A 23,904-nucleotide genomic window follows, 5' to 3' on the forward strand; every position below is an offset into this window, starting at 1 on the left:
CTTCAACTGGAACACGGTCCCCTGTAGGAGTGAGCCTGCTCGCGATGAGGCCGGCACATCCAGCATGGTTGTCGCCTGTTACACCGCCATCGCTTGCAGGCGAGCTCCCACAAAAACCTCGCCCCCGCCTCAGGCCGAGTGTCAGCTCGCCTGCTGTTGATCTTGATCATCCGCAACGTTGAAGGCTTCGGAGCCTGAAAATCAAAAGCCCCTCACCCTAGCCCTCTCCCAGAGGGAGAGGGGACTGATCGTGGTGTTTGGGCGAGATGCGCCGGCCTGAAATACCGAGTTGTACTCAATTTCCAGAGCCAACGCAGATCGGCTCCCTCTCTAAGGGGAGAGGGCTGGGGTGAGGGGCAGCCACACCGCAGATCAACAGCCAACCGCCCGCTCTTAACCACTCAACAATGAGCGTTAGCTCGAGTGCTCTTGATCTTGCTTTTGATCCACCGGCGACGTCGGAAGGCTGAGTGGAGGGATTGATCCGGGCGTGGGAGCGCAGCGACCGTCTGGCGCAGCCAGACACAGCGGAAGTAGGTGCAGCGAAGCAAACCGTAGCCGCTGCGCCCGGATCGATCCCGCAGCGAAGGGACCCGAGCCTGCGAGGGCCGAACGCAGGAGCAAGCGTTTTTTTGCTTACTTTTTTTAGGCGTTTGTAAAAAAAGTGAGTCGCCGTCAGGCGAAACCGCCAGCCGCAGCACCCGAAGCAACGGATATGTACACAGCGACCAAAAAAAACAATAGAGATATTCAGCCAGCCGCCAAAACCCGGGCACTGCTGACCACCGTCGCATACTCCCCCTGCAAATTCCCCAGCGACATCCCGTGCACCTCTTCAGCCGTACGCGGTGTGCCGAAATAATCAGCCTTGTCGAACGTAAAACACGCGTCCTCCACCACCCACGCATCGAACCCGAAATTGCCGGCGGTGCGCGCGGTTGATTCCACCGAGTTGTTAGTGGCTACGCCGACAATCACCAGTTGCCCAATCTCCGCCTCGCGCAAGCGCACCTCCAGCCCGGTGGCAGAAAACGCATCCGGCACCTGTTTCTGGATCAGCCATTCGCCCGGTTGCGGCACAAATCGCGGCTGAAACTCCACGCCCTCCTGCTCCGGCCAGAACACCGAATCCGGCGAGCGCGACAGATGCTGGACGTGAATAACCGGGCGCGCGGTCCGGCGCCACAGCGCCAACAGATCAAGAATCCGCTCCTCTGCCTGCGGGTTATTTCGGCGCCCCAGCCGCGGATGCAGAATGCCTTTCTGTTGATCAATGATGATCAGTGCAGCGTTGCCCTTGAGCTCCATGGCGATTTTTCTCATGAGGTTTGATTCGGTTTTCCTCAGTTCATCATCACTGCTTCGCGTCAGGCAACTGCAAGCGCTTCGACCGCCCGGCGCACCACTGAAGAAATAACCGCTCACCCCGCTTGCGCGGCCCTCGCCTGCTCACTAACGTAGCGCCTTTATTGCGCCCCCAGCCTTTATCCCCAGGAGCTTCGCCCATGGCCTCGCCAGCCCTTACACATTTTCTTCCCCGGTTCGGCGTTGCCGCAGCAGTGGCCGGTGTCCTGGGCCTGTCCGGCTGCCAGACCTGGAACGTGCAGGACAGCCTGCCGCCGAGCTCCGGCGTGCAGCCGCTCAAGGGCCTGGCGCAGAACGTTTCGGTGCGCCGCAATGCCATGGGCATGCCGTTGATCGAAAGCAATACCTTCCACGATGCACTGTTCAGCCTCGGCTATGTCCACGCCAGCGACCGCATCAACCAGATGGTCACCTTGCGTCTGTTGGCGCAGGGCCGCCTGGCGGAAATGTCCGGGGCCTCGATGCTCGATGCCGACCGCTACATGCGGGCGGTCAATCTGAAGAAAAGCGCCGGCGAGTTGTACAAGGCCTCGTCGCCGCGCCTCAAACGCTTCTTCGAAGTCTATGCGCGGGGCGTCAACGCTTACCTGTTCCGCTATGCCGACAAGCTGCCGGGCGATCTCGCCGCCAGCGGCTACAAGCCTGAATACTGGAAGCCGGAAGATTCGGCGCTGATCTTCGCCCTGCTGAATTTCAGCCAGTCGGCCAACCTGCCGGAAGAAATCCAGTCGCTGGTGCTCGCGCAAACCGTCAGCGGCGACAAACTCGCTTGGCTGACGCCGTCCGCGCCGGATGAAAACCTGCCGCTGGCCGAGGCCGACAAGCTGCAAGGCCTTAATCTCAACGGGCAGATTCCCGGGCTGAGCGAATTGAGCAATGCCAGCCAGCAACTCTCGGCGATGAACCTGCTCAGTGCCACGTCGGCGAACAACTGGGCGATCGCCCCGCAACGCAGTCGCAGCGGCAAGAGTCTGCTGGCCAGCGACGCCCACGGGCCGCTGATGGCGCCGTCGCTGTGGAGCTTCGTGCAGATTCGCGCGCCCAAATATCAGGCGGCCGGCGTGACAATCGCCGGTTTGCCGATGGTGCTGGGCGGTTTCAACGGCAAGGTCGCGTGGAGCATGACCAGCGTGCTCGGCGACAATCTGGACCTGTTCCTGGAAAAAATCCGCCGCCAGGGCAGCAGCCTGACCTACGAGGTCAATGGCAAGTGGCAGCCGCTGGGCGTGCGCAACGAAACCTACTTCGTCAAAGGCCAGCGACCGATTCGTGAAGCGGTGTACGAAACCCGTCACGGCGCGCTGCTCAACAGTGCTCAAGCGGCAGCGCAAGGCAGCGGTTTCGGCCTGGCCTTGCAGACCCCGAGCTTCACCGACGATAAATCGCTGGATGCGTTTTTTGACCTGACCCGCGCGCAAACCGTTGAACGTGCTTCCGACGCCAGCCGCGAAATCCATGCTATCACCACCAATCTGGTGTTCGCCGATGCGAGCAACATTGGCTGGCAGGTCACCGGACGCTTCCCCAACCGCCGTGAAGGCGAAGGCCTGCTGCCCTCGCCGGGCTGGGAGGGTCGTTATGATTGGGACGGTTACGCCGACCCGATGCTGCACCCCTACGATCAGGACCCGGCACAAGGCTGGCTCGGCACCGCCAACCAGCGCGTGATTCCCGACGGTTACGGCATGCAGTTGTCGAAATCCTGGGCGGCGCCGGAACGCGGCGAGCGCCTGGCGGAACTGGCCGGCGGCAGCAAACACGACAGCCGCAGCGTGATCGCCATGCAGTACGACCAGACCACGACCTTTGCCGCCAAACTGAAGAAAGTCTTTGAAGCACCGGGCATGAAACAACCGCTGAAGCAGGCGATCGATGCCCTGCCGGAAGCCGAGCGCAGCAAGGCCCGCGAAGCCTTTACGCGGTTGATGGCGTTCGACGGCAAGCTCAGCCCGACCTCGGCAGATGCGGCGCTGTATGAACTGTTCCTGCAGGAAAGCATGAAGCAGATCTTCCTCGACGAACTCGGCCCGCAGTCGAGCCCGGCGTGGAAGGCGTTTGTCGCCAACGGGGATACGTCCTACGCAGCGCAGGCCGACCATTTGCTCGGTCGCGAGGACAGCCCATTCTGGGATGACGTGCGCACGCCGCAGAAAGAGGACAAGGCGCAGATTCTTGCGCGCAGTCTCGCCGCCGCGATCAGTGCGGGCGACAGTCAGTTGGGCGGCGATCACCGCGCCTGGCAGTGGGGCCAGTTGCACAGTTACCAGTGGAGCAATGCCAACCGCCAGACCGTACGCGGGCCGCTGGCGGCGGGTGGCGATCACACGACGCTGAACACCGCGGCGTTTGCCTGGGGGCAGGATTTCGCTACTACGCGGGCACCGTCGATGCGTTTCATCGTCGATTTCGGCCAGGCGGAACCATTGATGGGGCAGAACGGTACCGGGCAGTCGGGCAACCCGCTCAGCCCGAATTACCTCAATGGCATTGATGCGTGGCTGAAGGGGCAATACATCGGTTTGCCGATGCAGCCGCAGAACTTTGACCGGGTGTATGGCAAGGCCCGATTGACACTTACTCCTGGAAAATAAGCGAAGATCAAAAGCCCCTCACCCTAACCCTCTCCCGGGGTAGAGGGGACTGGCTTGGGAACGATCAGAATCCGGAACTGGATCGGTTTCCAGGCGAGGTCAGCCCCATATTCAACTCGGTCTTTCAGATCGATGCACCTCGTCAGACACTTCGCTCGGCCCCCTCTCCCTCGGGGAGAGGGCTGGGGTGAGGGTAGCGCGCCAAAACCGATCGAACTTCCAGCCTCTCGCCCGCCTCATACGTAACAAGCCCCCCATTCCGGTCACGACATGGATCTTGTTATCGCCCGACCCGAAGGTCTCTACTGCCCCGCCGGGGATTTTTATATCGATCCGTGGCGCCCGGTCGAACGTTCGGTCATCACCCATGCTCACGGCGACCATGCACGAACCGGCAATCAGCATTACCTGTCGAGCAGCGCCAGCGAAGGGATTTTGCGCGCGCGCCTGGGGCAGGACATCAATCTGCAGACCCTGCCCTACGGCCAGCGCCTGACGCACCACGGTGTCACCTTGAGTTTTCATCCGGCCGGCCATGTGCTCGGTTCGGCGCAGGTGCGTCTGGAATACGGCGGCGAAGTCTGGGTCGCGTCGGGCGATTACAAGGTTGAGCCGGACGGCACCTGCGCGCCGTTCGAGCCAGTGCGCTGTCACACGTTCATCACCGAATCGACTTTCGGCCTGCCGATCTACCGCTGGCAGCCGCAAGCGCAGGTTTTCGCCGAGATCAATCAATGGTGGGTGGCCAATATTGCCGCTGGCAAAGCCAGCGTGTTGCTCTGCTATTCATTCGGCAAGGCTCAGCGAATTCTTCACGGCATCGACGCCAGCCTCGGGCCGATCCTCAGCCACGGTGCGGTCGAGCCGTTGAACCGGGTCTATCGCGAGGCCGGCGTATATCTGCCTCCGACGCTCTACGCCGGAGATATAAAGAAAAGCGACCCGATCATGCGTCAGGCGCTGGTCATCGCCCCGCCCTCGGCCGGTGGCAGTACGTGGATGCGCCGTTTCGGCGAGTTCAGCGACGGTTTCGCCAGTGGCTGGATGCGCTTGCGCGGCACTCGGCGACGGCGTGGGGTCGATCGCGGTTTCGTGCTTTCCGACCACGCCGACTGGCCGGGCCTACTGTGGGCCATTGAACAGACCGGCGCGGAACGGGTGATGGTCACCCACGGTTCGATCGGCGTGTTGGTGCGTCATTTGCGGGAAAAAGGCCTGGACGCACAAGGCTTCAGCACCGAGTACGGCGATGACGAAGAAGAAAGCGGCACCACGGAGCCCGTCCTTGCCGAGGTGCCGACATGAAAGCTTTCGCCGAGCTGTACGCCGAACTCGACGCGACCACCTCAAGCAACGCCAAACTGGCGGCAATGCAGGCTTACTTCGCCCACGCCGAGCCCCAGGATGCGGCTTGGGCGGTGTACTTTCTTTCCGGCGGCCGGCCACGGCAACTAGTGCCGGTGAAAATCCTGCGAGAGCTGGCGGTCGAGGTTTCCGGGCTGGAGCCGTGGCTGTTCGAGGAGAGTTATCAGGCGGTCGGCGATCTTGCGGAAACCATTTCGCTGGTGTTGCCAGAAAACCTGCACAGTTCCGATGCCGGCCTTGCGGAGTGGATCGAAGACAAGCTGCTGCCGCTGCGCGGCGAAACCCCGGATTATCTGGCGCGGCAATTGCCGGCACTGTGGGCGCAACTCGATCGGGCCAGCCTGATGCTGTGCATCAAATTGATCACCGGCAGCTTCCGCGTCGGCGTGTCGAAACTGCTGGTCACCCGCGCGTTGGCAGCGATGGCCGGGCTCGACAGCAAACGCGTCGCGCAGCGCCTGGTCGGCTACACCGACCTGTCCAACCGGCCGAGTGCCGCCAGCTACCTGAAACTGATCGCCCCCGAATCGGCTGATGAACATGCCCAACGCGGCGGTCAGCCCTACCCGTTCTTCCTCGCCCATGCCTTGTCACAACCGGTCGATCAGTTCGAAGCATTGCTCGGTCCGGTCGACAACTGGCAGGTGGAATGGAAGTGGGATGGCATTCGTGCACAAGTGGTCAAGCGTGACGGCCGTTTGTGGGTGTGGTCGCGGGGCGAGGAACTGGTCACCGAACGCTTTCCCGAACTCGACGTGCTGGTGCATGGATTACCGGATGGCACGGTCATCGATGGCGAGATCGTGGTGTGGAAAAGCACCCATCCGAGCACCGAAGACGCCTTCAATCCGCAGTCCACCGCGCCGCCAGCGGTCCAGCCCTTCGCCCTGTTGCAACAACGCATCGGCCGCAAGACCCTCGACAGGAAAATTCTGGAAGACGTGCCGGTGGTGGTGCTGGCCTACGACCTGCTGGAATGGCAGGGCGAAGACTGGCGCAACCAGACCCAGGCCAAACGCCGCGAACAACTGGAAGCCGTGATCGCGCGCTGCAACAGTCCGGTGCTGTTGCCTTCGCCGGTGCTGACCGGCAGCGACTGGGCCGACCTTGCTCAGCAGCGCGAAGCCTCTCGACGTCTCGGGGTCGAGGGCATGATGATCAAGGCGCGCGACGCGCTGTATGGCGTCGGGCGGACCAAAGACATGGGCGTGTGGTGGAAATGGAAAGTCGACCCGTTCAGTGTCGATGCGGTGTTGATCTACGCACAGCGCGGTCACGGTCGCCGCGCCAGCCTGTACAGCGATTACACCTTCGCCGTGTGGGACGGCCCGCCGGAGTCGAGCCAACGCTCGCTGGTGCCGTTTGCCAAGGCCTATTCGGGGCTGACCGATGAAGAAATGCGCCAGGTCGACAGCATCGTGCGCAGGACCACGGTGGAGAAATTCGGCCCGGTCAGCAGCGTCAAACCCAGCCTGGTGTTCGAATTGGGTTTCGAAGGTATCGCCCTGTCGCGCCGTCACAAGAGCGGAATCGCCGTGCGCTTCCCGCGGATGCTGCGTTGGCGCAAGGATAAAACCGTAGAAGAGGCTGACAGCCTGGCTACCTTGCAGGATCTGCTGGCCTGATCCTGGCCCCGCCCCGTGATCGCGGTCATCGCGGTCATCGTTCCCACGCTCTGCGTGGGAACGATCTGATACGAACAGTCGAGCAGTGCAAAGCCCCAAAACTGTGCAAGAATCCAGACCCAGCCAAGCGCACGCACCAATCATGCGCTCGCCCTCGTGTCTCAATCTTTTAAAACACCTGTTCGGCACTCTGGTTCGGAAATTGCTACTTTCTATAGGTCGTAAGCGTTGCAGTAACAATAATTCTGCGCCACAAGCGCTCATATTGGTTCTTAGGGATTGAATAATGAAAAAAGCATTGCTGACCCTTTCTGCACTGGCGTTGTGCATGGCCGCCGGCTCCGCGCTGGCCAAGGAATACAAAGAGCTGCGCTTTGGCGTTGACCCTTCGTACGCACCGTTCGAGTCGAAAGCGGCCGATGGCAGCCTGGTGGGTTTCGATATCGACCTGGGTAACGCGATCTGCGCCGAACTGAAGGTCAAGTGCAAGTGGGTCGAAAGTGATTTCGACGGCATGATTCCGGGCCTCAAGGCCAACAAGTTCGACGGCGTGATCTCGTCGATGACCGTGACCCCGGCCCGCGAGAAAGTCATCGACTTCTCCAGCGAGCTGTTTTCCGGCCCGACGGCTTATGTGTTCAAAAAAGGCTCTGGTGTAACTGCGGATGTCGCGTCGCTGAAGGGCAAAACCGTCGGTTACGAGCAAGGCACCATTCAAGAGGCCTACGCCAAAGCCGTGCTGGACAAGGCCGGCGTGAAAACCCAGGCCTATCAGAACCAGGACCAGGTGTATTCCGACCTGACTTCCGGCCGTCTCGACGCCGGTATCCAGGACATGCTGCAAGCCGAACTGGGCTTTTTGAAGTCGCCTAAAGGCGCCGATTACGAAATCAGCCAGCCGGTCGACAGCGAACTGCTGCCAGCGAAAACGGCTGTCGGTATCAAGAAAGGTAACACTGAGCTGAAAGCCCTTTTGGATAAAGGTATCAAAGCGTTACACGACGACGGCAAATACGCCGAGATTCAAAAGAAACACTTTGGCGATCTGAATCTGTACAGCGGCAAATAATGCCCCGGCGCCCATCCTCGATGGGCGCCTTTTCCATCCGTTCAGGTTGCTGATTTATGTTTGAAACCCTTCTGCAAAATCTGGGGCTGGCCTCCTTCAGTCTGCAGGGCTTCGGCCCGTTGCTGCTGGCAGGCACCTGGATGACCATCAAATTATCGGCGATGTCGCTGCTGGTGGCCGTGTTGCTCGGCCTGATCGGCGCCAGCGCCAAACTGTCGAAAGTGAAACTGCTGCGCCTGCCCGCCCAGCTCTACACCACGCTTATTCGCGGCGTGCCGGACCTGGTGCTGATGCTGCTGATCTTCTACAGCCTGCAAACCTGGCTGACGTCGCTGACCGACTACATGGAATGGGAATATATCGAGATCGACCCGTTCAGCGCCGGCGTACTGACCCTGGGCTTCATTTATGGCGCGTATTTCACCGAAACCTTCCGTGGCGCAATCCTCGCCGTGCCGCGCGGTCAGGTCGAAGCGGCCACCGCGTACGGCCTGAAACGCGGCCAGCGCTTTCGCTTCGTGGTGTTTCCGCAAATGATGCGTTTTGCCCTGCCGGGCATCGGCAATAACTGGATGGTGATGCTCAAGGCTACCGCACTGGTGTCGATCATTGGCTTGGCCGATCTGGTCAAAGCCGCGCAGGACGCCGGCAAAAGCACCTATCAACTGTTCTACTTCCTGGTCCTCGCCGCGCTGATCTATCTGCTGATCACCAGTGCGTCCAACTTCATTCTGCGCTGGCTCGAACGCCGCTACGCGGCCGGTGCCCGGGAGGCCGTGCGATGATCGAACTCCTTCAGGAATACTGGCGCGCCTTCCTTTATACCGACGGCCAGAACATCACCGGGCTGGCGATGACGATGTGGTTGCTGACTGCCTCGATCTGCATCGGCTTCATCGTCTCGATTCCGCTGTCGATCGCCCGCGTCTCGCCGCACTTCTACATTCGCTGGCCGGTGCAGTTCTACACCTACCTGTTCCGGGGCACGCCGCTGTATATCCAGCTGCTGATCTGCTACACCGGGATCTACAGCCTGGCGGCAGTGCGTGAGCAACCGCTGCTCGACAGTTTCTTCCGCGATGCGATGAACTGCACGATCCTCGCGTTTGCCTTGAACACCTGCGCCTACACCACGGAAATTTTTGCCGGGGCGATTCGCAGCATGAACCACGGCGAAGTCGAAGCGGCCAAGGCTTACGGCCTGACCGGCTGGAAGTTGTATGCATATGTGATCATGCCATCGGCGCTGCGCCGGTCGTTGCCGTATTACAGCAACGAAGTGATCCTGATGCTGCACTCGACCACCGTGGCGTTCACCGCGACCATTCCCGATATCCTCAAAGTCGCGCGGGACGCCAACTCGGCGACCTTCCTGACCTTTCAGTCATTCGGCATCGCCGCGCTGATCTACCTGACCATCACCTTTGCGCTGGTCGGCCTGTTCCGTCTCGCCGAACGGCGCTGGCTGGCCTTCCTCGGGCCGTCTCACTAGGCCCAGCTCAGGAAATAAAGAGATAAACAATGCGCCACCTGATTCATGACTTGCTGGCCCCGCTGCCGGGGACCGCTCGACAGATTCACAGCTTTCACTTCGGCCCGGAGCAGGCCAAGGGCAAGGTGTATATCCAGTCTTCGCTGCATGCCGACGAACTGCCCGGCATGCTGGTGGCCTGGCACCTCAAGCAACGTCTGGCGGAGCTGGAAGCCGCCGGCCGCCTGCGCAGCGAGATCGTGCTGGTCCCGGTGGCCAATCCGGTCGGCCTCGAGCAAGTGCTGATGGACGTGCCGCTGGGTCGCTACGAACTGGAGAGCGGGCAGAACTTCAACCGCTGGTTCGTCGACCTCAGCGAAGAAATCGGCAACGTCATCGAAGGCCAGCTCAGCGACGACGCGCAACACAACCTCGAATTGATCCGCGCCAGCCTGCGCGCCGCCCTCGCCCGCCAGACCGCCAGCACCCAACTGCAATCCCAGCGCCTGACCCTGCAACGGCTGGCCTGCGACGCTGACATGGTGCTCGACTTGCACTGCGACTTCGAATCGGTGGTGCACCTTTACACCACGCCCGAAGCCTGGCCGCAGGTCGAACCGCTGGCACGTTACATCGGTGCGCAGGCGAGCCTGCTCGCGACTGACTCTGGCGGTCAGTCGTTCGACGAGTGCTTCACCCTGCTCTGGTGGCAACTGAAGGAGCGCTTCGGCGAACACTTCGAGATTCCGCTGGGCAGTTTCTCGGTCACCGTCGAGTTGCGCGGTCAGGGTGACGTTACTCATCCGCTGGCCAGCCGCGACTGCCAGGCGCTGATCGATTATCTGATCCAGTTCGATGCGATTGTCGGCGAAACCAAGCCACAACCGTCCTTGCCGTACCCTGCCACGCCGCTGGCCGGCGTCGAACCGGTGACCACCCCGGTGGGCGGCCTGCTGGTGTATACCGCCACCGCCGGGCAGTACCTGGAGGCCGGTCAGCAGATCGCCGAAATAATCGACCCGATCCACGATCGCGTCACCCCCATTCATTGCACCGCCGCGGGTTTGCTGTACGCACGCTCGCTGCGGCGCATGGCCACTGCCGGCATGGTCATCGCCCACGTTGCGGGCGCCGAAGCCTACCGCAGCGGCTACCTACTTTCGCCTTGAGGATGTTCGTCCCATGTACAAACTGACCGTTGAAGGCCTGCATAAAAGCTATGGCGACCATCAGGTGCTCAAAGGCGTTTCGCTCAAGGCCAAAACCGGCGACGTGATCAGCCTGATCGGCGCCAGCGGCTCGGGCAAAAGCACGTTTCTGCGCTGCATCAACTTTCTCGAGCAACCCAACGACGGCGTCATGAGCCTCGACGGCCAGTCGATCCGCATGATCACCGACCGCCACGGCATGCACGTCGCCGACGCCAACGAGCTGCAACGCCTGCGCACCCGGTTGGCCATGGTGTTCCAGCATTTCAATCTGTGGAGCCACATGACCGTGCTGGAAAACATCACCATGGCCCCACGCCGGGTGCTGGGTTGCAGCAAACAGGAGGCCGACGACCGCGCGCGGCGCTATCTGGACAAGGTCGGCCTGCCGGCGCGCGTTGCCGAGCAATACCCGGCGTTTCTCTCCGGCGGCCAGCAACAGCGCGTGGCGATTGCCCGGGCGCTGGCGATGGAACCGGAAGTGATGCTGTTCGACGAACCCACCTCGGCGCTGGACCCGGAACTGGTCGGCGAAGTGCTCAAGGTGATTCAGGGCCTGGCCGAAGAAGGCCGTACCATGATCATGGTCACCCACGAAATGAGCTTCGCGCGCAAGGTGTCGAATCAGGTGCTGTTCCTGCATCAGGGCCTGGTTGAAGAAGAAGGTGCGCCGGAGGATGTATTGGGCAATCCGAAAAGCGAACGCCTGAAGCAATTCCTCAGCGGCAACCTGAAATAACGCCGTACACAACCCTGTAGGAGTGAGCCTGCTCGCGATAGCGTTTTTACATCCAACACTGATGTGACTGTTACACCGCTATCGCGAGCAGGCTCACTCCTACATAAAAGCGGTCCGTGTCAGCCTGAAAAATCAAACTTGTCCCCCCGCTCCGCTGTCTCTGAAAAAACCCCTCCAGAGCGCACGCAGCCGGCATGGCGAAATCCCCCGACCTTGCAAAAACCTGGTTCAGCGCCCGCGGCTGGAAGCCCTTCGCGTTTCAGAAACAGGTGTGGGCTGCGGTAAAAAATGGCGAGTCCGGGCTGCTGCATGCCAGCACTGGTGCCGGTAAAACCTATGCCGTGTGGTTCGCTGCGCTCAACCGCTACGCCCGTGCACGCGTGCCCGTCGAAACACCGCGCAAACGCAAACCACCCGCCGAACCGCTGACCGTGCTGTGGATCACCCCCATGCGCGCGCTGGCCGCTGACACCGCGCGCGCCTTGCAGGCACCGGTTGATGACCTGAACCTTCCCTGGAGCATCGGCCTGCGCACCGGCGACACCAGCAGCAGCGAGCGCGCCCGTCAAGGCCGGCGCCTGCCGACCGCGTTGATCACCACGCCAGAGAGCCTGACCCTGCTGCTCGCCCGTGCCGATGCGCGCACCGCGCTGTCGACCTTGCGCATGATCGTCGTCGATGAATGGCACGAACTGCTCGGCAACAAGCGCGGCGTGCAATTGCAACTGGCCCTAGCGCGCCTGCGCCATTGGCAGCCGGAACTGATCGTCTGGGGTGTTTCCGCCACTCTTGGTAATCAATCCCACGCTGAACAGGTGCTGATCCCACAGGGTGGGGGCGTGAGTGTGCAAGGACAAAGCGAAAAAGCCCTGCAAGTCGACACCCTGCTCCCACCGGCTATTGAGCGTTTTCCGTGGGCCGGGCACATTGGCCTGAAGATGCTGCCGCAAGTGGTCGCCGAACTCGATGCCTGCGCCAGCAGCCTGGTGTTTACCAATACCCGGGCGCAATCGGAAATCTGGTATCAGGCTCTGCTTGAAGCCCGGCCGGATTGGGCCGGGTTGATCGCTTTGCATCACAGCTCGCTGTCGCGCGATACCCGTGACTGGGTGGAGCAGGCACTGAAGGACGGTCATCTGAAAGCCGTGGTGTGCACCTCGAGTCTGGATCTGGGCGTGGATTTTCTGCCGGTCGAGCGCGTGCTGCAGATCGGTTCGGCCAAAGGCGTTGCGCGTTTGATGCAACGGGCCGGGCGTTCCGGCCACGCCCCGGGGCGCACCTCGCGGGTGACGCTGGTGCCGACCCATAGTCTGGAACTGATCGAAGCAGTGGCCGCCCGCGATGCGGTCGAGCAGCGGCGCATCGAGCCGCGCCTGTCGCCGCACAAGCCTCTGGATGTGCTGGTGCAGCATCTGGTCAGCATGGCCCTTGGCGGTGGGTTTATTCCTGAAGAGCTGTACGAAGAAGTCCGTGGCGCCTGGGCTTATCGCGATCTGACGCTGGCCGACTGGGCCTGGGCGCTGGCATTCGTACGCCATGGCGGGATGTCTCTTACAGCCTATCCGGATTATCGCCGGGTCGAGCCCGACGAACATGGCGTCTGGCGTGTGCCGGATGCGCGTCTGGCGCGGCGCCACCGGATGAGCATCGGCACCATTGTCAGCGATGCGAGCATCAATCTGAAGTTCTGGAGCAAGGGCGGCGGTGGCAAGCAACTGGGCAGCGTTGAAGAAGGGTTTATCGCCCGGCTTAAACCGGGAGACGGTTTCTTGTTCGCCGGGCGCTTGCTGGAATTGGTGCGCGTGGAAAACATGACCGCCTACGTCAAACGCAGCACCGCGAAAAAAGCCGCGGTGCCGCGCTGGAATGGCGGGCGCATGCCGCTTTCCAACGAGCTGGCCGAAGCCGTGGTCAGGCGCTTCACCGCAGCCGCTCAAGGCGAGTTCGCCGGGCCGGAAATGCACGCGCTGAGGCCATTGCTGGACACGCAGATGCGCTGGTCCGGCCTGCCCACCGCGGAAAACCTGCTGGCCGAGGTGCTGAAATCCCGCGAAGGCTGGCACCTGTTTCTTTACCCGTTCGCCGGGCGCCAGGTGCATCTGGGGCTGGCGAGCCTGTTGGCCTGGCGGGTCAGCCAGCGCCAGCCGGTGACGTTCTCGATTGCAGTGAATGATTACGGACTGGAACTGCTCAGTGCCACCCCAGTCGATTGGGCGGAACAGTTGGATGGCGCACTGTTTAATGCCGATCATCTGTTAGCCGATGTACTGGCCAGCCTCAACGCGGGTGAACTGGCGCTACGGCGCTTTCGCGAGATCGCGCGAATTGCCGGGCTGGTCTTCGCCGGTTACCCGGGGGCGCCGAAAAGCACCCGCCAGGTGCAGGCGTCGAGCGGTTTGTTCTTTCAAGTGTTCAAACAATACGACGCCGACAACCTGCTGCTGGCCCAGGCCGGGGAAGAAGTGTTGCGTGAAGAACTGGATATCGCTCGACTTGAGCAGACTTTGCAACGGATCAACCGGATGAAACTCGACGTGCATTTGATCAAACGCCCGACCCCGCTGGGTTTTCCGTTATTGGTCGAGCGCATGCGCGAAAGCATGAGTTCGGAAAAACTGGCTGACAGGATCAGACGAATGGTCGGTGATCTGGAAAAAACCGCTGACAACGGCAAGTCGTCATGAGCGCGGCGTATCCGGTTCGCCTGGCCGGCGAAGAATTGTGGTTGCTGCCGGAGAAAGCCCTGTACTGGCCTGCGCAGGAGGCACTACTGATCGCCGACGTGCATTTCGGCAAAGCGGCGGCCTATCGCAGTCTTGGCCAACCAGTGCCGCATGGCACTACTGCGAGCAATATCGCGGTGATCGACGCATTGCTGGCGAGGCTGCCGTGCCGCCAGTTGATCTTCCTCGGCGATTTTCTCCACGGGCCTGGCTCACATGCGCCAAATACGCTGAACGCGTTGGCACAGTGGCGGGCGCGGCACGCAGATCTGCCGATGACGCTGATTCGCGGCAATCACGACAAACGCGCGGGCGACCCACCGGCCTCGCTGAATATTCGCGTGGTGCCAGAACCGCTGCTGCTGGGCCCGTTCGCCTTGCAACATGAACCCGACCCGCATCCCGAGCGGCACGTACTGGCCGGCCATGTGCACCCGGTCTATCGACTGCACGGCAAGGGGCGGCAGAGCTTGCGTCTGGCGTGCTTCAGGCTGGGCGAGCGCATCAGCCTGATGCCGGCATTCGGGGCGTTCACCGGAGGCTTCCAGGTCGAGCGCGACGAAACCTGCAGAGTCTTCGTGATCGGCGATAACGAAATATGGCCCGTCAGTTAGTCTCTGACGGGCCATACCGGTGAGTGGATCAGGCGACAGGCGCCGGAGGCGGTTCGTCCGGCAGCGTCGGCTCGCCGGGTTCGGTCGGTTGTTCATTGGGAGTATCGGGATCAGGCTGACCGGGAACTCCGCCAGCCACGCTCAGAGGCGGATGCGCCAACAAGGACCAGGCCAATACGCCAACCTGATTGGGCTCAAGCCTTGCCAGTTCGGCAGTGATTTGCGGATCGATCTTCATAGGGCACTCCTCGGCGAAGGCCCGTTTCGCTCGAAACAAAAACGGGCAGTACACCTCATAGAGTGTCTGCCCGCCGAAGAATTCCCGCGTTCCGTCGGATGAACGATCAGGTGCGCGGCAGGGTCACGCCACGCTGGCCCTGGTATTTGCCGCCGCGGTCCTTGTAGGACACTTCGCATTCCTCGTCGGATTCCAGGAAGAGCATCTGCGCCACGCCTTCGTTGGCGTAGATTTTCGCCGGCAGGTTGGTGGTGTTGGAGAACTCCAGCGTCACGTGACCTTCCCACTCGGGTTCCAGCGGCGTGACGTTGACGATGATGCCGCAGCGCGCGTACGTGCTCTTGCCCAGGCAGATGGTCAGCACGTTGCGTGGAATGCGGAAGTATTCGACGGTGCTGGCCAGTGCGAAGGAGTTCGGCGGAATGATGCAGACATCGCTGTGGATGTCGACGAAGCTGCCGGCGTCGAAGTTCTTCGGGTCGACAATGGCCGAGTTGATGTTGGTGAACACCTTGAAGTGGTTGGTGCAACGCACATCGTAGCCGTAGCTCGATACGCCGTAGGAAATCACCCGGCTGTCGTCGCTGCCGCGCATCTGGCGCTCGACGAACGGTTCGATCATGCCGTGTTCCTGCGCCATGCGGCGAATCCACTTGTCCGATTTGATGCTCATGGCGGGTTTGTCCTGAATAGCGAGGTGGAAAAATTCTGTCCGGCATCTTACCGGGCGCGCCGCCTCGTTCAAAGTGCGCACTGCAATTCTCGGCGAACACCCTGGAAATACTGGCTGCGGCGACGAACTGTCACACCGCCGATCCCGAAAACACAGAAACCTTTGCAACAAGCATTGGCACGTTCCGGAAAAACGGTTAAGGTGGCGTCACTGTGTTGCTTGTGTCACTGAGAATCTCTACACGATATGTTGAATTTCGATCCAACCATCTACAAGAATTTTTCCTGCTCTTTGCACTCAGTCTCGGCCAGGGTTCTTCCTGAGTCGCAGTTATCTTTGTTCAAGGAGTTACACCATGTCTAATCGCCAAACCGGTACCGTTAAGTGGTTCAACGATGAAAAAGGCTTCGGCTTCATCACTCCACAATCCGGTGACGATCTGTTCGTTCACTTCAAAGCTATCCAATCCGACGGCTTCAAAAGCCTGAAAGAAGGCCAACAGGTTTCTTTCATCGCTACCCGCGGTCAGAAAGGCATGCAAGCTGAAGAAGTACAAGTTATCTAACTTGTAGCTTCTTTAGAAAAGAGCCCCGCCCTCAAAAGCGGGGCTTTTTTGTGTCTGTATATTTTGTTTGCCCCTCTTTTTGCCTCCGCTCTATATGATCCGCGCCCTGGAATCACATGGAAGAAGCAGGATGCAATTCATCTCTTGGAACACATTCAACGCGTTGCTGTTGGCGTTCGCCCCCCCTCTGAATGCAGAGACCAAATCTGATCATCCGACGGTGATTCTCGACATGAACCCTCGTGCGACATATCTGGCGAAAGGACCAGAAGTCAATGGCCACTCTTCGATGCAACTCAGAGGCGCAGCGCTCCTGACGCTCTCGACTCATCACGCCTGCGGCAGCAACGAGGTCTATTTGACTCCAGAATCATTGGGCATTCCGAACGAATCCTTTCGACGAGCGCTCGGCGAAGTCCAAGACTTGATCGACCAAAAAATCCCCCTGATTCTGACGCTCTCAGCTTGTGAGCGAAAACGCGCTTTCTTCGAAAAGGTACGCCCCTGCACTCCAGAGGAGTGCGCAGACCTGACGAACCCTCTGGCAGACGACAAGCTTTATCTGGACGAGCACCTCAAGCCGATTGGCGAAAGCCTGGCGTTGTACTACCTCCAAGTGCCAATGTCCTATGACGAAGAAAAAAAGGCGTGGCAAGCACAAATTTTTTACCGGGACACGCGAAGCCTGCGCAGCGAGCATTACGTCGACAGTGAAGACTTCGCTTCAGCGAAACCCGTTCTTACATACAAAGCTTACTATCGAAACGGAAAACCCCGCCGGACCTACCAGAATGATGCTAACGGCCTGCGTCAGGGCGAGGCGCTGATGTATTCCGATCAAGGCGTCGTCATCAAGCGTGAAAACTACCTCAACAACCATCTCGAAGGTTGGCAATTTATCTATCACGAGAATGGCAAAATCGCTGAGTCCTATAACTGGCATCTGGGCAGGCACGTAGATGGCGAGTATCTCGAATATGATGAGGACGGGGCCCTGATTGGGCGCAGCAGTTATCAAAATGACGTTCTCCACGGCCCTGTCCTTGGCTACCATTCGAATGGACAGGTCAAGTACGAAACCGTTTACATCAACGGCAAAGCTCAGGGACCGGATAATTCTTATTTTGACAACGGAGCCATTGAGACTTCCCGCACCAATGTCGACAGCAAGCCAGATGGTTGGCTAACTACTCACTTCATCGACGGGACTATCAAAGAGAAGCAGTTTTATAGGGACGGCATTCAACGAAGCTATGAGCAATGGAATGAGAAAGGCATGCAAACCTTGCAGTGGCAGTGGGATGAAAAGCATCGCCAACAGGGCGACTTTAAACAGTGGTACGCGACAGGCCAGCTTAAAGAACATCGAAAATACAAAGACGACAAGCTTCACGGATCATCCACGACATGGCACGAAAACGGTGAGATGGCTTCATTTACCGATTATATCGGTGGTGCCGAGCATGGCCCGATGCGCTTCTTCAGGAAAGACGGCAGCCTGAGCTACGAATGCCAATACCAGATGGGTGTCAGGCAGGGAGAATGTGTTTCGATTCCCGCCAGCAAGACCGAAGCAGAAAGTTGACAATGAAAAGCCCCGCAATCACGGGGCTTTCTCCTTTCTAGCGAAGGTGTTTACCAAGCCACGCCAAACCCTGCGGTATAGCGGGTCTTGTTCAGATCGGCATCGTTGGTACCGCTGATGATGTCGCGCTCGGCCTTGAGGTTGAGCGAGGCCCAGTCGGTGACCTTGTAGCGCAGGCCCAGTTCGGCATCCAGTGCATAATCGGCCACGCCCGACAACGGCTTGCCGACTTCACCGTTGGTAAAGAACTCGACTTTCTTGCCAATCAGGTAGCGGTTGTAGTCCCACTTCATCGCGACGGAATAGAAGTTGTCCTTGCTGCCATCGCGGTATTCGTAATCGGTGCGGTTGAGCAGCGAGCCCAGCGAGAACGCACCCAGCTCATCGTCCCAGAACTGGTAGCCGGGACCGGTACCGACCACCCGCTGACGCGCCAGCTCTTCGATGTGGTCACGCTTGTAGTTCAGGCGACCCTGCCAGAACCATTGATCGGTAATGAAGCGGTCAAGGGAATACTCGGCGCGCCAGTTGTTGGTAGTGGTTTCGGCGTCCTGCACTTCGCGGTTGTACTCACCTTCAGCGGTATGGCGCCAGCGACCGTGACGCGCCGAAGTCTTGAACGCGACATCGTAGTCATCGGTGTCTTTCTCGGCGCGCTGATAATCCAGTGCCAGGTCGACATTACCCTTCCACACCAGGTCAGTGATAATCGGTTTTGGCTTGAGGATCTGCTGAATGCTCGCCAGCTCGACGGTTTTCGGCGCGTCACCGTTGGCCAACGTAACCTTGCCGTCGTCCGCCGCAGTCAGCGACTTTGAGACTTCGCCGGTATAAGCGTCCTGCTTGACCAGCAGGTGCTGCTCGCTCTCCAGGGTCTTGACCTCTTTCCAGTCAATCGTGACCGCACCGGCATACTTGGTCTGGATCAACAGTTTGCCGCCATCGAAGACGCTGATGGTGCCGCTCAACTTGTCACCGTTCTTCAACCAGACGGTGTCGGCAAGCAGGGGCGTTGAGGCACTGAAAACAGCAAGGCACAACAGGGATCTGGAAAACATAGGCGAATCGAGGGCTCAAGTTGTCGGAAAAAGGTCGGCATTATCCGTAGGAATAAGACCCTGACAAGGACTGACCGGACGATTTCCAATGAGTTCATTTCTCAACTGCGCGGCGACGGATTACTCTGAACGCCATGAACAAGACCCTGCTCAGGAACCACGCCCGTGACAGCCCCCACCGACGCCCATGACAGCGAAGCGCAAATCCGACGCACGGCGCTCTATTCCACACTCGCGCAGGTACCCGAGGGCAAAGTGGTCAGCTATGGTCAGTTGGCCGAACTGGCCGGTTTGGGGCGCGCCGCGCGCTGGGTCGGCCGCACATTAAGTCAGTTACCCGGCGATACCCGGCTGCCGTGGCATCGGGTGCTGGGCGCTGGCGGGCGCATCAGCCTTCCTGTGGGCAGCCCGTCCGGCGATGAACAAAGGGCGCGATTGCGCATGGAAGGCATCACCGTCCAGAACAATCGTGTGGATATTCGGCGCCATGGCTGGCGTCCGGTAGAGCACAGCGGTTAGAGTGCGCGCTTTGTTTTCGCAATCTTGAGGCAGACTTCAGCCCATGCCCCGTAAAACCTGGCGCGCCGCGCTCGCCGCCTATGCCAGTCCTTCGACGCTCGTGCTGTTGTTGCTCGGTTTTGCCGCCGGCCTGCCGTACATGCTGGTGTTCTCAACGCTTTCGGTCTGGCTGCGTGAAGCCGGTGTCGCCCGTGAAACCATTGGCTACGCCAGCCTGATCGGTCTGGCCTATGCGTTCAAATGGGTCTGGTCGCCGCTGCTCGACCAATGGCGCCTGCCCTTGCTTGGCAAGCTCGGCCGTCGCCGTTCGTGGCTGGTGCTTTCGCAGGCGCTGGTGATTCTCGGACTGATCGGGATGGGTTTCTGCGATCCGCAAAAACACCTGTCCTGGCTGATTGCGATTGCCGTGGTCGTCGCCTTCGCCTCCGCCACTCAAGACATTGCCGTAGACGCCTATCGCCTGGAAATTGCCGATGACAGCCGGCAAGCCGCGCTGGCCGCCAGTTACATGTCCGGCTACCGCGTCGCCGCCCTGCTCGCCACCGCGGGCGCGCTGTTCTTTGCCGAAGGATTCGGCTCTACCGGCTTCAACTATAAGCACGCCGCCTGGACTGGCACTTATGTGCTGTTCGGCGCATTGATGGTGCCCGCCCTTCTGACTACGTTGTTCATGCGTGAACCGCCCGTGCCACTGCGCACGCAGTTGCAGGCCGGCCGTTACACCTTCATGCATCAACTGATGTCGGTGTTCGTGCTGATCATCCTGCTGGTGTCGGTACCGGCGATGTTCACTCAGCTATACAACACCGATTTTGCCAGCGTGTTGTTCGGTGACATGAGCCCGCTCGACCTGCTGCTGGAAGACCGCGCCTTCCTGCGTGCCATTCTTTATACGCTGCTGACCGGTCTGTGCCTTTCAGCCATGGGCCGCCGCGGTCTGGCGCCGGTACTGACGCCAGTCAACGACTTCATTTTGCGTTACCGCTGGCAAGCGCTGCTGCTGCTCGGCCTGATCGCCACCTATCGCATGTCGGACACGGTCATGGGCGTGATGGCCAACGTGTTCTACATCGACCAGGGCTTCACCAAGGATCAGATCGCCAGTGTCAGCAAGATTTTCGGCCTGATCATGACCCTCGTCGGTGCCGGCATGGGCGGCCTGCTGATTGTGCGTTTTGGCATTCTGCCGATTCTGTTTATCGGCGGTGTAGCCTCGGCGGGGACCAACCTGCTGTTCGTCATGCTCGCTGACATGGGTCCGAACCTGCAGATGCTGGTGGTGACCATCTCGCTGGATAATTTCAGCTCAGGTCTGGCGACCTCGGCGTTCGTGGCCTACCTGTCGAGCCTGACCAACCTGAAGTTTTCGGCCACCCAATATGCCCTGCTCAGCTCGATCATGTTGTTGTTGCCGCGACTGATGGGCGGTTACTCCGGGGTGCTGGTGGAAAAGTTCGGTTATCACAGTTTCTTCCTGATCACTGCCCTGCTCGGCGTACCGACGCTGGTCCTGATCGCGCTGCACTGGTTCCAGGAGAGCAGCCGCGAAGGCCCGACGCCAACGCCCGAGCCCGCACCGACCCCGGTCGTCGAAGAATCGTAAGACGTTTCGCCGACGGCGGGAGGAATCCCGCCGTCGGACCTCACCAGCGGCCGCATGCCTGTACGTCGACAAAACTCGCCGGTACACTGCTCCGTCATTTCCAGTCAAAGCAACCGACAACGGCCAACCATGCGCACCAGTCAATTTTTGCTCGCCACACAGAAAGAAACGCCTTCCGATGCGGTCGTGATCAGCCATCAGCTGATGCTGCGCGCCGGCATGATCCGCAAACTCGCCTCGGGCCTGTACACCTGGCTGCCCATGGGCCTGCGGGTAATGCGCAAGGTTGAAGCCATCGTTCGCGAAGAAATGAACGCGGCCGGCTCTCTGGAAGTGTTGATGCCGAGCACCCAACCGGCCGAGCTGTGGCAGGAGTCGGGGCGCTGGGAAGAATACGGCCCTGAGCTGCTGCGCATCAAAGACCGCCACGGTCGCGATTTCTGCGCGGGCCCGACCCACGAAGAAGTGATCACCGATCTGATGCGCAACGAGTTGAGCAGCTACAAGCAGCTGCCGATCAACCTGTACCAGATCCAGACCAAATTCCGTGACGAGATCCGCCCACGCTTCGGCTTGATGCGTGGCCGCGAATTCATCATGAAGGACGCGTATTCGTTCCACGCGGATCAGGTATCGCTGCAGGCCACCTACGACCGCATGCATCAGGCCTACTGCAACGTGTTCACCCGTCTGGGCCTGAAATTCCGTCCGGTTGAAGCCGACAACGGCTCGATCGGCGGCGCTGGTTCGCACGAATTCCACGTACTGGCCGAATCCGGCGAAGACGACATCGTCTTCAGCAACGGTTCCGACTACGCGGCAAACATCGAAAAAGCTGAAGCTGTGCCACGGGAAACTTCGCGTCCGGCGCCGACCGAAGAGCTGCGTCTGGTCGATACGCCAGACACCAAGACCATCGCGGCCCTGGTGGAAAAATTCAATCTGCCGATTGAAAAGACCATCAAAACCCTGATCGTGCGCGCCGAAGAAGAAGGCAAGCTGATTGCGCTGGTCGTTCGTGGCGACCACGAACTCAACGAAATCAAGGCGGCCCAGCAACCAGGCGTGGCCAGCCCGCTGGTCATGGCCACCGATGCCGACCTGCGTGACGCGATTGGCGCCGGCGCCGGTTCGCTCGGCCCACTGAACCTGCCGCTGCCGATCATCATCGACCGCTCGGTCGAGCTGATGAGCGACTTCGCGATCGGCGCGAACATCGATGACAAGCACTACTTCGGGGTGAACTGGGAACGTGATCTGCCAGTTCCGACCGTCGCTGACCTGCGTAACGTCGTGGCCGGCGACCCAAGTCCGGACGGCAAGGGCACACTGGAAATCAAGCGCGGCATCGAAGTCGGGCACATTTTCCAGCTGGGCAACAAGTACAGCAAGGCGATGAAGTGCGAAGTGCTGGGCGAGAACGGCAAGCCGGTCACCCTGGAGATGGGGTGCTACGGCATTGGCGTGTCCCGCGTGGTCGCGGCAGCGATCGAGCAGAACAACGATGAAAACGGCATTATCTGGAGCGACACTCTGGCGCCGTTCCAGATCGCCCTGGTGCCGCTGCGCTATGAAACCGAGCAGGTGCGCGAAGCCACCGACAAGCTGTACGCCGAACTGACGGCCGCCGGCTTCGAAGTGCTGCTGGACGATCGCGACAAGAAAACCAGCCCGGGCATCAAGTTCGCGGACATGGAGCTGATCGGCATTCCACACCGGATCGTGGTCAGTGACCGCGGCCTCGCCGAAGGCAACCTGGAATACAAGAGTCGTACCGAAGGCGAAGCGCGAGCATTGCCGGTCGCCGACGTACTGTCCTTCCTGCAGGCCCGTATCCGCCGCTGAAACCAGATAGAGACGTCATGTTCAAGCGAAACACCTTAGGCCTCGGTGGCGCCGCCCTGTGCGGCGCCCTGCTGGTCAGCGGCTGCGCCAATCACATGTCGCAGCGTAGCGAGCACGAAGAGCGGGTCGAGCGAAAGTTGCTCGATCACAGCCTGCAGATCGATGTCGGCGAGCCCAAGGTGCTCGAACTGCCGCAGCGACGCGTGAAGATCAACGAGCAAAAGACCTTCGAGGTCACCGAGTTCGAGGTCACCCGTCGTTACGACCGTTACACGCCGTACCAACCCTGGCGCGAAGTCTATGAAATCCCGCTGGGCGCGGTGGCCGTGGTCGGCGGTGTCGGTGCCAACGTGGTCAACGTATTTGCGCTGGGCAACCTGCCGGACAGCGTGACCAAGGACTGGTTCAGCTACGGTTTCGCCGGGCTCAATCCATTCATGAACGCGCAATCCAACGGGCGCGCGCAGCAGAATCTGGCGGGCATCGACGAAGTCCAGCGCGACAAGCGCACGGAATATTCGAGTCTGCCGTGGAGCGAGCGGCCGGTACAGGTCAAGGCTGGCAAGCAGACTTTCGACATGACCACCGATCGCAACGGCGTGCTGCGACTGAACCTGCTCGACAGTCCGTTCGCCGAAAACGATCTGAATCATATCGGCCGCTTGCAAATCAGTGTCGAGGACGCCAAGGACGACGTACATTCCGATTCAACGCTGATGCTCAGCAGCCACCTGCGCGACAAGTTGCTGGAAGCGCACGGGCTGATTTATGACGATCTGGAAGACGACGAAGTGAGCCAGTGGGTGCACCGGGTCAAACGCCTGTCGGAGCTGGGTCTGGAAGAAGAGGCCAGCGAACTGGAACAAAGCCTGATCGAGCTGACGCGCAACGATCCTGAGTTACAGGCTGAGTTTCTCAAGTCGCTGACTCGGGATGCCGGGCGTCTGGTGGCGGATCCAGGACCGAATTAAAGCTTTTCGCGAGCAGGCTCGCTGCCACAGAGGAATGCATTCCAAAATGTGGGAGCGAGCCTGCTCGCGAAGGCTGA

The 23,904-nt window shown here is 60.2% G+C and carries 20 protein-coding genes; 16 read left to right on the plus strand and 4 right to left on the minus strand.

The genetic code is table 11. From position 1 onward, the window contains the following. Positions 1 to 750: 750 nt before the first annotated feature. Positions 751 to 1,308, minus strand: coding sequence for a cysteine hydrolase family protein (locus V6F91_RS03700; protein ID WP_332762866.1), 558 nt, complete (start codon positions 1,306 to 1,308; stop codon positions 751 to 753). A 197-nt stretch (positions 1,309 to 1,505) separates the two neighbouring features. Here V6F91_RS03700 and V6F91_RS03705 point away from each other — a divergent pair, with 197 nt between their 5' ends. From V6F91_RS03705 to pdeM, 10 genes are all read left to right on the plus strand, one after another. Further along, positions 1,506 to 3,956 (plus strand): penicillin acylase family protein, encoded by a 2,451-nt coding sequence (locus V6F91_RS03705; protein WP_332762417.1) that lies wholly within the window; start codon positions 1,506 to 1,508, stop codon positions 3,954 to 3,956. Positions 3,957 to 4,226: 270 nt separating this feature from the next. Continuing rightward, positions 4,227 to 5,261, plus strand: coding sequence for a ligase-associated DNA damage response exonuclease (locus V6F91_RS03710; RefSeq protein ID WP_332762419.1), 1,035 nt, complete (start codon positions 4,227 to 4,229; stop codon positions 5,259 to 5,261). Further along, positions 5,258 to 6,946 carry an ATP-dependent DNA ligase gene (locus tag V6F91_RS03715; protein ID WP_332762421.1) on the plus strand — a complete coding sequence of 563 codons (1,689 nt, stop codon included), beginning with the start codon at positions 5,258 to 5,260 and terminating at the stop codon, positions 6,944 to 6,946. The genes V6F91_RS03710 and V6F91_RS03715 overlap by 4 nt, the downstream gene beginning before the upstream one ends. Positions 6,947 to 7,232: 286 nt before the next feature. Then, complete coding sequence (locus V6F91_RS03720; protein ID WP_208938463.1) at positions 7,233 to 8,015, plus strand: transporter substrate-binding domain-containing protein; 783 nt, start codon at positions 7,233 to 7,235, stop codon at positions 8,013 to 8,015. 56 nt (positions 8,016 to 8,071) lie between these two features. Continuing rightward, positions 8,072 to 8,800 (plus strand): ABC transporter permease, encoded by a 729-nt coding sequence (locus tag V6F91_RS03725; RefSeq protein WP_332762423.1) that lies wholly within the window; start codon positions 8,072 to 8,074, stop codon positions 8,798 to 8,800. Continuing rightward, on the plus strand, positions 8,797 to 9,507 hold the full coding sequence (locus tag V6F91_RS03730; RefSeq protein ID WP_332762424.1) for an ABC transporter permease: 711 nt from the start codon (positions 8,797 to 8,799) through the stop codon (positions 9,505 to 9,507). The genes V6F91_RS03725 and V6F91_RS03730 overlap by 4 nt, the downstream gene beginning before the upstream one ends. 29 nt (positions 9,508 to 9,536) lie before the next feature. After that, complete coding sequence (locus tag V6F91_RS03735) at positions 9,537 to 10,655, plus strand: succinylglutamate desuccinylase/aspartoacylase family protein (RefSeq protein ID WP_332762425.1); 1,119 nt, start codon at positions 9,537 to 9,539, stop codon at positions 10,653 to 10,655. 13 nt (positions 10,656 to 10,668) lie between these two features. Further along, positions 10,669 to 11,433, plus strand: coding sequence for an ABC transporter ATP-binding protein (locus V6F91_RS03740; protein ID WP_332762426.1), 765 nt, complete (start codon positions 10,669 to 10,671; stop codon positions 11,431 to 11,433). Positions 11,434 to 11,627: 194 nt separating this feature from the next. Then, complete coding sequence (locus V6F91_RS03745; RefSeq protein ID WP_332762428.1) at positions 11,628 to 14,117, plus strand: ligase-associated DNA damage response DEXH box helicase; 2,490 nt, start codon at positions 11,628 to 11,630, stop codon at positions 14,115 to 14,117. Then, positions 14,114 to 14,770 (plus strand): ligase-associated DNA damage response endonuclease PdeM, encoded by a 657-nt coding sequence (gene pdeM, locus V6F91_RS03750; RefSeq protein WP_332762430.1) that lies wholly within the window; start codon positions 14,114 to 14,116, stop codon positions 14,768 to 14,770. Before V6F91_RS03745 ends, pdeM begins: the two co-directional genes overlap by 4 nt. Positions 14,771 to 14,798: 28 nt before the next feature. Here the strand turns inward: pdeM and V6F91_RS03755 are convergent, their stop codons facing one another. Together V6F91_RS03755 and dcd are read right to left on the minus strand one after the other, a co-directional pair. Next, positions 14,799 to 15,008, minus strand: coding sequence for a hypothetical protein (locus V6F91_RS03755; protein WP_332762432.1), 210 nt, complete (start codon positions 15,006 to 15,008; stop codon positions 14,799 to 14,801). A 106-nt stretch (positions 15,009 to 15,114) separates the two neighbouring features. Beyond that, positions 15,115 to 15,681, minus strand: a complete 567-nt coding sequence (gene dcd, locus V6F91_RS03760; protein WP_007940589.1) for a dCTP deaminase — start codon at positions 15,679 to 15,681, stop codon at positions 15,115 to 15,117. Between the two features lie 355 nt (positions 15,682 to 16,036). Between dcd and V6F91_RS03765 the strand changes: the two genes are divergently transcribed. Together V6F91_RS03765 and V6F91_RS03770 are read left to right on the plus strand one after the other, a co-directional pair. Then, a complete protein-coding gene (locus V6F91_RS03765; protein WP_002554837.1) occupies positions 16,037 to 16,246 on the plus strand; it encodes a cold-shock protein in 210 nt (69 codons plus the stop codon). Between the two features lie 130 nt (positions 16,247 to 16,376). Further along, entirely contained in the window at positions 16,377 to 17,831 is a 1,455-nt protein-coding gene (locus tag V6F91_RS03770; protein WP_332762435.1) for a toxin-antitoxin system YwqK family antitoxin, read from the plus strand. Positions 17,832 to 17,881: 50 nt separating this feature from the next. Here the strand turns inward: V6F91_RS03770 and V6F91_RS03775 are convergent, their stop codons facing one another. Then, on the minus strand, positions 17,882 to 18,889 hold the full coding sequence (locus V6F91_RS03775) for a DUF481 domain-containing protein (RefSeq protein ID WP_332762437.1): 1,008 nt from the start codon (positions 18,887 to 18,889) through the stop codon (positions 17,882 to 17,884). A gap of 165 nt (positions 18,890 to 19,054) precedes the next feature. Between V6F91_RS03775 and V6F91_RS03780 the strand changes: the two genes are divergently transcribed. The 4 genes from V6F91_RS03780 to V6F91_RS03795 all read left to right on the plus strand — a co-directional run bounded on the left by V6F91_RS03780 (position 19,055) and on the right by V6F91_RS03795 (position 23,827). Then, positions 19,055 to 19,408: an MGMT family protein gene (locus V6F91_RS03780; protein ID WP_332762439.1), complete on the plus strand. Its 354-nt coding sequence runs from the start codon at positions 19,055 to 19,057 to the stop codon at positions 19,406 to 19,408. Positions 19,409 to 19,451: 43 nt separating this feature from the next. After that, positions 19,452 to 21,011 carry an AmpG family muropeptide MFS transporter gene (locus V6F91_RS03785; RefSeq protein WP_332762441.1) on the plus strand — a complete coding sequence of 520 codons (1,560 nt, stop codon included), beginning with the start codon at positions 19,452 to 19,454 and terminating at the stop codon, positions 21,009 to 21,011. Positions 21,012 to 21,140: 129 nt separating this feature from the next. Then, a complete protein-coding gene (locus V6F91_RS03790; RefSeq protein ID WP_332762443.1) occupies positions 21,141 to 22,856 on the plus strand; it encodes a proline--tRNA ligase in 1,716 nt (571 codons plus the stop codon). 17 nt (positions 22,857 to 22,873) lie between these two features. Further along, positions 22,874 to 23,827, plus strand: a complete 954-nt coding sequence (locus V6F91_RS03795) for a hypothetical protein (RefSeq protein ID WP_203420996.1) — start codon at positions 22,874 to 22,876, stop codon at positions 23,825 to 23,827. Positions 23,828 to 23,904 lie beyond the last annotated feature (77 nt).

Origin of the sequence: Pseudomonas koreensis, from assembly GCF_036668835.1 — a bacterium.
GTDB lineage: Bacteria > Pseudomonadota > Gammaproteobacteria > Pseudomonadales > Pseudomonadaceae > Aquipseudomonas > Aquipseudomonas koreensis_I.

Excerpts from the sequence above, each read along its gene's own strand:
- V6F91_RS03700 (WP_332762866.1), bottom strand. The coding sequence starts at position 1,308 with ATGGAGCTCAAGGGCAACGCTGCACTGATCATCATTGATCAACAGAAA.
- V6F91_RS03705 (WP_332762417.1), top strand. The coding sequence starts at position 1,506 with ATGGCCTCGCCAGCCCTTACACATTTTCTTCCCCGGTTCGGCGTTGCC.
- V6F91_RS03710 (WP_332762419.1), top strand. The coding sequence starts at position 4,227 with ATGGATCTTGTTATCGCCCGACCCGAAGGTCTCTACTGCCCCGCCGGG.
- V6F91_RS03715 (WP_332762421.1), top strand. The coding sequence starts at position 5,258 with ATGAAAGCTTTCGCCGAGCTGTACGCCGAACTCGACGCGACCACCTCA.
- V6F91_RS03720 (WP_208938463.1), top strand. The coding sequence starts at position 7,233 with ATGAAAAAAGCATTGCTGACCCTTTCTGCACTGGCGTTGTGCATGGCC.
- V6F91_RS03725 (WP_332762423.1), top strand. The coding sequence starts at position 8,072 with ATGTTTGAAACCCTTCTGCAAAATCTGGGGCTGGCCTCCTTCAGTCTG.
- V6F91_RS03730 (WP_332762424.1), top strand. The coding sequence starts at position 8,797 with ATGATCGAACTCCTTCAGGAATACTGGCGCGCCTTCCTTTATACCGAC.
- V6F91_RS03735 (WP_332762425.1), top strand. The coding sequence starts at position 9,537 with ATGCGCCACCTGATTCATGACTTGCTGGCCCCGCTGCCGGGGACCGCT.
- V6F91_RS03740 (WP_332762426.1), top strand. The coding sequence starts at position 10,669 with ATGTACAAACTGACCGTTGAAGGCCTGCATAAAAGCTATGGCGACCAT.
- V6F91_RS03745 (WP_332762428.1), top strand. The coding sequence starts at position 11,628 with ATGGCGAAATCCCCCGACCTTGCAAAAACCTGGTTCAGCGCCCGCGGC.
- pdeM (WP_332762430.1), top strand. The coding sequence starts at position 14,114 with ATGAGCGCGGCGTATCCGGTTCGCCTGGCCGGCGAAGAATTGTGGTTG.
- V6F91_RS03755 (WP_332762432.1), bottom strand. The coding sequence starts at position 15,008 with ATGAAGATCGATCCGCAAATCACTGCCGAACTGGCAAGGCTTGAGCCC.
- dcd (WP_007940589.1), bottom strand. The coding sequence starts at position 15,681 with ATGAGCATCAAATCGGACAAGTGGATTCGCCGCATGGCGCAGGAACAC.
- V6F91_RS03765 (WP_002554837.1), top strand. The coding sequence starts at position 16,037 with ATGTCTAATCGCCAAACCGGTACCGTTAAGTGGTTCAACGATGAAAAA.
- V6F91_RS03770 (WP_332762435.1), top strand. The coding sequence starts at position 16,377 with ATGCAATTCATCTCTTGGAACACATTCAACGCGTTGCTGTTGGCGTTC.
- V6F91_RS03775 (WP_332762437.1), bottom strand. The coding sequence starts at position 18,889 with ATGTTTTCCAGATCCCTGTTGTGCCTTGCTGTTTTCAGTGCCTCAACG.
- V6F91_RS03785 (WP_332762441.1), top strand. The coding sequence starts at position 19,452 with ATGCCCCGTAAAACCTGGCGCGCCGCGCTCGCCGCCTATGCCAGTCCT.
- V6F91_RS03790 (WP_332762443.1), top strand. The coding sequence starts at position 21,141 with ATGCGCACCAGTCAATTTTTGCTCGCCACACAGAAAGAAACGCCTTCC.
- V6F91_RS03795 (WP_203420996.1), top strand. The coding sequence starts at position 22,874 with ATGTTCAAGCGAAACACCTTAGGCCTCGGTGGCGCCGCCCTGTGCGGC.